The sequence below is a fragment of the Caballeronia sp. genome (assembly GCF_028292365.1).
Classification (GTDB): domain Bacteria; phylum Pseudomonadota; class Gammaproteobacteria; order Burkholderiales; family Burkholderiaceae; genus Caballeronia.
Window position 1 is genome coordinate 1 of the sequence record NZ_JAQGMM010000505.1, and the last position, 8,453, is coordinate 8,453.

Consider the following 8,453-nt stretch of genomic DNA (forward strand, 5'->3'; position numbering starts at 1 on the left):
ATTGCTCAGCGGCTGGCGGCCGGCCCACGCGAGATATGGACAGATCTTTTGCCGATCCATAAGCCAAGGACAGCGCACATGAGCAGAAATTCGAAAAAACAGCTGTTTCGAATCAATGCTTTATGACCACCTTGGCCCTGCGGATATTCCGGCATGAATGTCAGATGAGCGTCAGTGGATTGTCATGCAGGTTACTGCTAGTCAGAATGCGCCTATTTTCGTGTTATAAAGCCGTGCACACAACCCATTTCGAACAGAAATTGCCTGAACGGGAGCCTGAGCGCAAAGCCGGACGCGAGCGACGAGCGCGCCGTGTGCAAACGGGGCGGATTACCCGCAGTGCGGACTAGCATCGGATCAGATGAAAAAAGGTTTTTACACCATCATGGCCGCGCAGTTTTTCTCGTCGCTGGCCGACAACGCCCTTCTGATCGCTGCGATCGCACTGCTGAAAGATCTTCACGCCCCGAACTGGATGACACCGCTGCTCAAGCTGTTTTTTGTGCTGTCATACGTTGTTCTGGCTGCTTTCGTAGGTGCCTTCGCAGACTCGAGACCAAAGGGCCACGTGATGTTCGTCACCAACTCCATCAAGGTCGTCGGCTGCCTGACCATGCTGGTCGGTGCGCATCCGTTGCTCGCCTACGGCATTGTCGGATTCGGCGCCGCGGCGTATTCGCCCGCGAAATACGGCATTCTCACCGAGCTGTTGCCCGCCGACCGTCTGGTCGCGGCGAACGGCTGGATCGAGGGCACCACGGTAGGTTCGATCATCCTCGGCACTGTCATGGGTGGTGCGTTGATCAGTCCGCACATTGCCTCGCACATTCTCCAGTTGCACATCCCGAAGGTCGAGACGCCTGCTGAAGCAGCGATGCTCGTGATCGTGCTCATGTACATTATCGCGGCGCTTTTCAATCTGCGGATTCCCGACACCGGCGCGCGTTATCCGAAGCAGGAACATCGTCCGCTCAAACTGATCACCGATTTCGCCGATTGTTTCAACGCGCTCTGGCACGACAAGCTGGGCCAGATCTCGCTCGCCGTGACCACGCTGTTCTGGGGCGCGGGCGCGACGTTGCAGTTCATCGTGCTCAAATGGGCGGAAGTGTCGCTCGGCATGTCGTTGTCCGAGGCCGCCATTTTGCAGGCGATCATCGCGGTCGGCGTCGCGGTCGGCGCCATTCTTGCGGCCGCCCGCGTGCCGCTGAAAAAGTCGCTTTCGGTGCTGCCGGTCGGCATCATGATGGGCGTTGCGGTGATGCTGCTCGCGTTCTATTCGAAGCATTTGTTTCCCGTGCACTGGGGCATCTATTTCGGCCGCATGCACGTTCCGGGTTACCTGATCGTTGCGTATATCTTCCTGATGATCGTTGGCGGCTTGTCGGGCTTTTTCGTGGTGCCAATGAATGCGCTGCTGCAGCACCGCGGCCACGTGCTGTTGTCGGCGGGTCACTCAATCGCGGTGCAGAATTTCAACGAAAACCTCTCGGTGCTCGTGATGTTGTGCCTGTACGCCGTCCTTGTCTGGCTCGACGTACCGATTCAATTCGTGATCGTGCTGTTCGGCACCTTCGTCTGCCTGATGATGTACTTTGTCATGCGCCGGCATCAGGCGAATCAGCGGGCCTTCGATTCGGTCGCGCTGATCGGCGAATCGCGTCATTGAGCGGTGGCTTTGAACGGCGGCCCTGGCGTCTCGCGTGCTCATCGCCAAACCAAAGTCTGAAACCTAGCCGGGCACTCCACCGCCCGGCGCGCGATAATCCCGCTTGTCACCATTTTCTTTACACCCTGCCATGCTCGCCGCCGATCTCTTTTCGTTCGCCGTGCGCGTGCGCGAACGCGCGCCGCTCGTCCACTGCCTGACGAATCTCGTTGTCACGAACTTCACGGCGAACGTGCTGCTTGCGCTGGGCGCCGCGCCCGCCATGGTCATTGCCCGCGAAGAAGTGGGCGAATTCGTGCCGCTGGCCAACGCGGTATCGGTGAATCTCGGTACGCTCGACTTGCCGCAAAGCAAGGCGATCCGCGCCGCCGTCGAGGCCGCCAATCGCGCACATAAACCGTGGGTGCTTGATCCCGTGGCAGTCGGCCCGCTCAGTTTCCGCACAGCATTCGCGTTCGATCTGCTCGATGCACATCCGAGCGTGGTTCGCGGCAACGCTTCGGAAATCATCAGCTTGTCGGGCGGTGAATCAAGCGCACGCGGCGTCGACAGCACCGCTCTTGCCGAAGCCGCGCTCGACGCAGCCCAACTTCTCGCGCTGAATACAGGTGCCGTTGTCGCCGTCACGGGTCAGACCGATTTCGTTACTGACGGCCGCCGGACGCTCGCGTTATCGAATGGATCGCCGTTGATGACGCGCGTGACCGGCGTAGGCTGTGCGTTGTCAGCGACGGTCGCGGCGTTTGTGGGTGTTGCCGATAACGATGAGCGTTGGGCCGCAACTGTCGCCGCTATCGCCTATTCGAGCATCGCGGGCGAACTGGCATCGCGCGACGCTGCATTGCCCGGCAGTTTTGCGGTCGCGTATCTCGACCGTCTGGCATCGCTCGATGCAAACCTGTTCGCCGCCACGCTCGTATCTCGCGACGTCGCGCACGGCGCGTGATGAACCTTGATCTTTCGTTATATCTCGTCCTCGATCCGGTCCAATGCGGCGGGCATGCACGTGCGCTCGCCGTCACGCGGGCAGCGCTCGACGGCAGCGTCACGATCGTGCAATTACGCGCCCCCGAGTGGCATAAACGCGCGTGGCTTGAGCTTGCCCTCGACCTGCTGCCGCTGACGCGCCACTATGGCGTACCGCTCATCATCAATGACCATGTGGATGTTGCGCTCGCGGCCGGCGCCGATGGCGTGCATATCGGCCAGAACGACTTGCCGCCGGATGTCGCCAGGAAGTTGCTTGGAGCGCAGGCGCTGATCGGGCTGTCGGTGTCTAACGCTCAGCAGGTCGATCACGCCAACACGCTGGGCGCCATGATCGATTACGTCGGCGTGGGACCGGTATTCGATACCCCGACCAAGCCGGACGCATCGGCGGCATGCGGTGTCGACGGCCTCGCCGCGCTGTGTGCGCGTTCTGTTCATCCGACGGTGGCTATCGGCGGCATCCAGTTGCACAACGCCGCCGATGTCAAACGCGCGCGACCGGGCGGTATCGCGGTGGTATCGGCGATCTGCACCGCTGACGACCCACGCCTGGCCGCGCAACGATTGCTGGCATCCTTCTGAGTCCCCCGAAAACCTCATGACCCATTCAATCCCCAATGTGCTCACCATTGCCGGTTCCGATTCCGGCGGCGGCGCGGGCATCCAGGCCGACCTCAAGGCATTCTCGGCGCTCGGCGCTTACGGTTTGTCCGTCATTACCGCCCTCACCGCGCAGAACACGCGCGGCGTGACGGCCATCCATACTCCCGACGCATCGTTTGTCACCGCTCAGCTTGACGCCGTTTTCGACGATATCCGCATCGATGCCGTGAAGATCGGCATGCTCGCCAATGCCGACGTCGTGCGCGCGGTAGCGGCGGCGTTGCGCCGGTATCGGCCCGTGCATGTGGTGCTTGATACCGTGATGATTTCCAAGAGCCATCACGCTTTGCTCGCGCCGGATGCCGTGGCTGCGTTGCGCGATGAACTGCTGCCGCTCGCGACGCTGGTCACGCCGAACTTGCCGGAAGCGGCTGCGTTACTGAACGTGGCATCAGCCGAAGATGAAGACGCGATGGTGCGCCAGGGCGAAGCGCTGCGAGCATTGGGCGCGCGGGCCGTGTTGATGAAGGGCGGCCATCTGAGTTCCGCCGATAGCCCCGACTGGCTGATCGAGGAAAGCGGATCGCTGCGGCTTGGCGGACCGCGTGTGCCGGTGAAGAACACGCATGGGACGGGGTGCACGTTGTCGTCGTCGATTGCGGCGCTGCTGCCCCAACGCGATTCACTTGCTGCCGCCACCGCCGATGCCAAGCTCTATCTGACCGGCGCGATCGAACAGAGCGCACGGCTGGACGTCGGGCATGGAGTTGGCCCGGTGCATCATTTTTTCAGATGGTGGTGAGCGTCGCTTTGCCAAGCGCGAGCTCGGCGGCGGGGTCAGGAAGCGCGCTTAACCCGCAAAGTCAACGGCACGCTCCGGCCATTCATCGGGCACGATGAAACCGCGCGAATGCTCGCGCCATACATCGCCGGTCGCGCTATCGGAACGTTCGGAACGTTCGTAACGCGCAACCATGATCGGCGACGACAGCGTTGATGCAACACGTTCGGACAACACTCCCGTCTGTTCAACCAGCGCCTCACCCTCTTGCGCCGATAACGTTCGTTCTGCCATCCATCCCAACCTCGGCAACGAAGCGAAAAGCCCACCCGCTTTCGAATCCTGCCATTCCGACGCCGTCTTCCACCACCCTCGCAGATGATCACCAGCAAGCTCGGGCGGTGTATTCAATGCCAAGCCAGGATCGCCATCGCGATAAAACAAGCGCCCTTTGACGAACAGCTCGGCGCGCCACGGACCGTCGAAACCGAGCGATGCAAACTCATCGCGTGCACTCAAACCAAGTTGATGATTCAAAAGCCGCGCGTGCTTCAGGTCGAACCGATCCTGCAGATTCGGCCCGACGTAATGAGCCAACGTATCGGCGCCCTCACCCTCGCCGACGTGCAGATAAAACTTCACCGCGAGTTCCCAGTGCAGCCGCTCGCCGCGCACGTTCTCCAGCAGGAAATCGACCTCGCCGAGCGTAAGTCCTGCTGTGCGCAATGGGATGTTTGCCGCGATCAGCCGCGCGTGCGGGCCATACGTCAGGAAGTATTCGAGCAACGCTTCGGCGTAGAAGCCGAGCCGCGTCAGCGACGGTTTGTGAACCTGCGCATGAAGGGCGGCGGGGTCGCGATCAAGCGCTGCGAGCCAGGCCAACGTGGTTTCGCGCTCACTCTCCGATGCGTCGGGATGAGCGAGCGGCGCGCCCGCGCGCGAAGTGCTCAGCAAGTGCGGCGAGAACAGCAGCCACGCGAGATCCCTTACGGCGGGGTCGTGGAATGGCGTGATCTCGTCGGCAGCCGTCACTGGCCGTCTGCCGCCTGCAGCGACTTGCGGTAAGTAGCCTGGGCGAGACACAGATCGGCCCACGCCTTGGCTTTATCGGGGAGACTGCGCAGCAGGTAGGCAGGGTGATACGTAACGATCACCGGCACACCCTGATAGTCGTGCACCCGGCCCCGCAGCGAGGCAATGCTCGCTTCCGTCTTGAGCAGGCTCTGCGCGGCAAACCGCCCGAGCGCAACAATCAGCTTGGGTTTAACGAGTTCGACCTGCCGCTTCAGATAGGGCTCGCAGCGCGCGACTTCATCGAGTTCAGGATTGCGGTTGCCGGGCGGGCGGCACTTGATGACGTTTGCAATGAACACGTTGTCTTCACGCGATAACGCCACCGCGTGCAGCATGCTGTCGAGCAACTTGCCCGCCTGGCCGACAAACGGTTCGCCCAGCTTGTCCTCGTTCTCACCCGGCGCTTCACCGATCAGCATCCAGTCCGCTTCCCGGTCACCCACGCCGAACACCGAGTTCGTGCGACGCTCGCACAAGCGGCAGCGTTCACACACGGAGACGCGAGCGGCCAGCGCGTCCCAGTCGAGGGTCGCGATATCGGCGGCCGTGTCATCGATAGTTTCAGATGCGGCGAGCGCTTGCGGAGGCACATCGTCGAGCCAGGGCAGGTCATCGAAGACTGGCGGCTCGGCGGCATCGACCCGGGGCGAATCGATCTTTGCAGACGGCGCTTGCTGCGCATTGCCCTGGCTCGCTTGTGCAGCGGAGAGAGCGGCATCGAGCGCCGTCAGCGTATCGACTGGATCAGCTTTCCGGGCCGCCGGCGTGTGGGCCTCTTCGATTGGCATGGGCAGAGCCGACCGATGCCCCTCAACGGCGGCTTTACGATCGGGCGCAATCGCCGTGGAATCTGCGGACTGAGCAGGCACCGACGTGGACGCTTCAGCCGATGTCGATGCCGACCCTGCCCCCCGCCTCACCCAGACCGTTCCCAGCCCGAACTCTTCCAGCATCGACTTATGCAGCGCCATCCACGGCCTCCTTTGAAAACGTCAGACGCATGACGAGTGCATCCTCGCGCGACCGGTGCCGCGCGGGGTAATAGTTTTTGCGCCGCCCGATGGTGGCGAAACCAAAGCGCTCGTATAGCTGGATAGCGCGCGGATTCGACGGCCGTACTTCCAGCAGCACGCCCTCGAGTTTCTGATGCCGCGAGATGCGCACCGCTTCGCGCAACAACGTGAGCCCGGCGCCGGCGTGTTGTGCCTGGGGCGCTACGCACAGGTTCAGCAAATGCATTTCATCGACGACCGGCATAAGCACGCAATACCCCAGCAAAGTCCCGGTGACATGGCGCAGGCACACGCCGAAATAGCCGTTGCGCAGTGAATCCTGGAAATTGCCACGGGTCCAGGGAAATTCGTATGCGAGCTTCTCGATGGCGGCGACCTCATCGAGATCGGCTTCCGTCATCGACGACAGATAACGATCCGCCATCAACACGCCGCTCACCGTTGAGGCTCCGTCGTGTGAACGATCGGGGCGGCGGGGTCGGCTTGATTGGCTTGCTCTTCTGCAGCAGCGGCGGCAGCAACTTTGGCGGCACGCGCGTCCATCCGCTCGGCGGTGGTCTGCGCGACCTTGTTACGTACGTACTCCGGCGCGGCCTGATCCGGCGCGACCGTCCGGCCGGCACGCAGCGCGCGTAACCCGGCGAGCGCCACGGGTAACGCGTGCGGCAGAGCATCGAAATCGATACGGCACGCCGGGGCAGCCGGCATGGGCAAGCGTTCGCCGAAAGCCGCCGCCGCATTGCCCGCCAGCGTGAACGGCTCGTCCGGGCGGACAATTGCCTCGGGCAGATCAAGCGATGCCGTCTGGACCGTGGTCCACTCACCCGCCGCTCCCGCCGCCGGGTCCCAGAGGAAATCCGCCCAGTACGCCTCGTTCATGCGGGCGTCGAGCGCCGCGAGCACGCGCGTCGCCGAAGGTTCGTGCAAGCGCGCGAACTCCGCGCACGCGAGCAAGGTACCGATCGGCACCACCGGCACGCTCAGCCCGAACGCCAGCCCCTGGGCGACACCGGTTGCCGTGCGCAAACCGGTAAATGAGCCCGGCCCGGCGCCGAACGCGATCGCAGTGCAATCCTGAAGCTTCAAGCCGGCGGTATCGAACAACTCGCGGATCGCGGGCAGCAAGCGCGTGCTGGAAACCGGTCCCGTCAATTCATGACTGAACCAGACGTGAACTTCACCCGCGGAGTAATGAGGGGCGCTTTCATAGGCTGTTGGTGCGGCATCGGACCCGGCGACGGCCGTCGGGTCGGCGATCAGCAGCGCGACTGAGCAGAATTCGGTCGAGGTATCGAGGGCGAGCAAAACGGTGCGTGTCATGGCCGCTATTGTAATGCGTGATGTAACGTGAACTGCGGTAACCCGTGAGCCGAGAGGCGATCGGCCCCATACGGACAATGCCCGCCCGTGGAAGCTCAGGCCCCTCGTCCGGGAATTCTGGAAGAAACCCTCGACAACCTCGCGCAACCAGCTTGCTATGATCGCCGGTCCTCAACCAGCATGTCCGGAGAACCGAATGAGCGGAATCAACGAACTCGACGCGCAATTTGCGCTTGCCCAGGCGGACGTCAAGGAATTGGCCGAACGTCCAGGCAACTTGACGCTGCTGCGCCTCTACGCGCTCTACAAGCAAGCAAGCGTGGGCGATGTGCAAGGCGACAAGCCGGGTTTCACCGATATCGCCGGCAAATACAAATACGACGCGTGGACCGCGCTTGCGGGCACGCCGCAGGACACCGCAAAGCAGCAATATATCGGGCTGGTGGAATCGCTGAAAAGCGGCGCCTCGGCGTAAAAACCGGTAAAACCCGGTAAAAACAAGCCAGACCACCGCCGGGCGGCCCCGACCGGCTGGCGCCCAAGTGCCTCGCAGCGCTTTATCATGATGCAGGCGCAATCGATGCGGATGCGGGTGCAGGCGAAAGTCCCCGCCCGCGTCAAATTGTAAGTTGAATCAAACTGTCTTAAAATCTGGCGCAGCGCAACAATTGCCGCTATACTCTTGCCTGCGCTTCACTGTGACCGGGTGAATTGATGATTTTAATTGATTCATCGCACGCAGCGCGGCGCCTCGTAGCGTTTTGCTCCAATCCAGTTTAGAAACTGTCCCCTCCCTGCTAGGCCTTTCTCGGCCGATCATGCATCAGGCTGACGACAAAGCCGCCTCGGCCTGTCGAATCCGATACAGCTTCTAACGAAAAGCTCGCCTTTATTGTTGCGAGCTGCCCCCGTTTTTCGATTTGCTCGCTGCTTCTTTGCTCGCTGAATCTGACGACTTGGGTATGCCGATTGGCGCCACACGCCTTATTCCCCGTTTCAAGGA

At 62.0% G+C, this 8,453-nt stretch carries 10 protein-coding genes; 5 read left to right on the plus strand and 5 right to left on the minus strand.

Features of this window, described 5'->3' with window-relative positions; genetic code table 11:
* Positions 1–361 precede the first annotated feature (361 nt).
* From lplT to thiD, 4 genes are all read left to right on the plus strand, one after another.
* Positions 362–1,669 carry a lysophospholipid transporter LplT gene (gene lplT / locus JWR14_RS29445; RefSeq protein WP_299716222.1) on the plus strand — a complete coding sequence of 436 codons (1,308 nt, stop codon included), beginning with the start codon at positions 362–364 and terminating at the stop codon, positions 1,667–1,669.
* 103 nt (positions 1,670–1,772) lie between these two features.
* Positions 1,773–2,615 (plus strand): hydroxyethylthiazole kinase, encoded by an 843-nt coding sequence (gene thiM / locus JWR14_RS29450; RefSeq protein WP_366144615.1) that lies wholly within the window; start codon positions 1,773–1,775, stop codon positions 2,613–2,615.
* Positions 2,615–3,241, plus strand: a complete 627-nt coding sequence (thiE, locus tag JWR14_RS29455; RefSeq protein ID WP_299716225.1) for a thiamine phosphate synthase — start codon at positions 2,615–2,617, stop codon at positions 3,239–3,241. The genes thiM and thiE overlap by 1 nt, the downstream gene beginning before the upstream one ends.
* A gap of 16 nt (positions 3,242–3,257) precedes the next feature.
* Positions 3,258–4,064, plus strand: a complete 807-nt coding sequence (gene thiD / locus JWR14_RS29460; protein WP_299716228.1) for a bifunctional hydroxymethylpyrimidine kinase/phosphomethylpyrimidine kinase — start codon at positions 3,258–3,260, stop codon at positions 4,062–4,064.
* A gap of 48 nt (positions 4,065–4,112) precedes the next feature.
* On the opposite strand, the gene JWR14_RS29465 is transcribed toward thiD, so the two are convergent.
* The 4 genes from JWR14_RS29465 to tsaB are packed head-to-tail and all read right to left on the minus strand — an operon-like array spanning position 4,113 to position 7,450.
* A complete protein-coding gene (locus JWR14_RS29465) occupies positions 4,113–5,075 on the minus strand; it encodes a DUF1853 family protein (RefSeq protein WP_299716231.1) in 963 nt (320 codons plus the stop codon).
* A complete protein-coding gene (locus JWR14_RS29470) occupies positions 5,072–6,088 on the minus strand; it encodes a uracil-DNA glycosylase family protein (protein ID WP_299716234.1) in 1,017 nt (338 codons plus the stop codon). The genes JWR14_RS29465 and JWR14_RS29470 overlap by 4 nt, the downstream gene beginning before the upstream one ends.
* Complete coding sequence (gene rimI, locus JWR14_RS29475; RefSeq protein ID WP_299716237.1) at positions 6,075–6,569, minus strand: ribosomal protein S18-alanine N-acetyltransferase; 495 nt, start codon at positions 6,567–6,569, stop codon at positions 6,075–6,077. The genes JWR14_RS29470 and rimI overlap by 14 nt, the downstream gene beginning before the upstream one ends.
* A complete protein-coding gene (gene tsaB, locus JWR14_RS29480) occupies positions 6,566–7,450 on the minus strand; it encodes a tRNA (adenosine(37)-N6)-threonylcarbamoyltransferase complex dimerization subunit type 1 TsaB (protein ID WP_299716240.1) in 885 nt (294 codons plus the stop codon). The genes rimI and tsaB overlap by 4 nt, the downstream gene beginning before the upstream one ends.
* Before the next feature lie 205 nt (positions 7,451–7,655).
* Here tsaB and JWR14_RS29485 point away from each other — a divergent pair, with 205 nt between their 5' ends.
* Positions 7,656–7,925, plus strand: coding sequence for an acyl-CoA-binding protein (locus tag JWR14_RS29485; protein WP_299716250.1), 270 nt, complete (start codon positions 7,656–7,658; stop codon positions 7,923–7,925).
* A gap of 322 nt (positions 7,926–8,247) precedes the next feature.
* On the opposite strand, the gene JWR14_RS29490 is transcribed toward JWR14_RS29485, so the two are convergent.
* Positions 8,248–8,453, minus strand: a 206-nt coding sequence (locus JWR14_RS29490; protein WP_299716244.1) for a hypothetical protein, incomplete at its 5' end; no start/stop codon positions are given.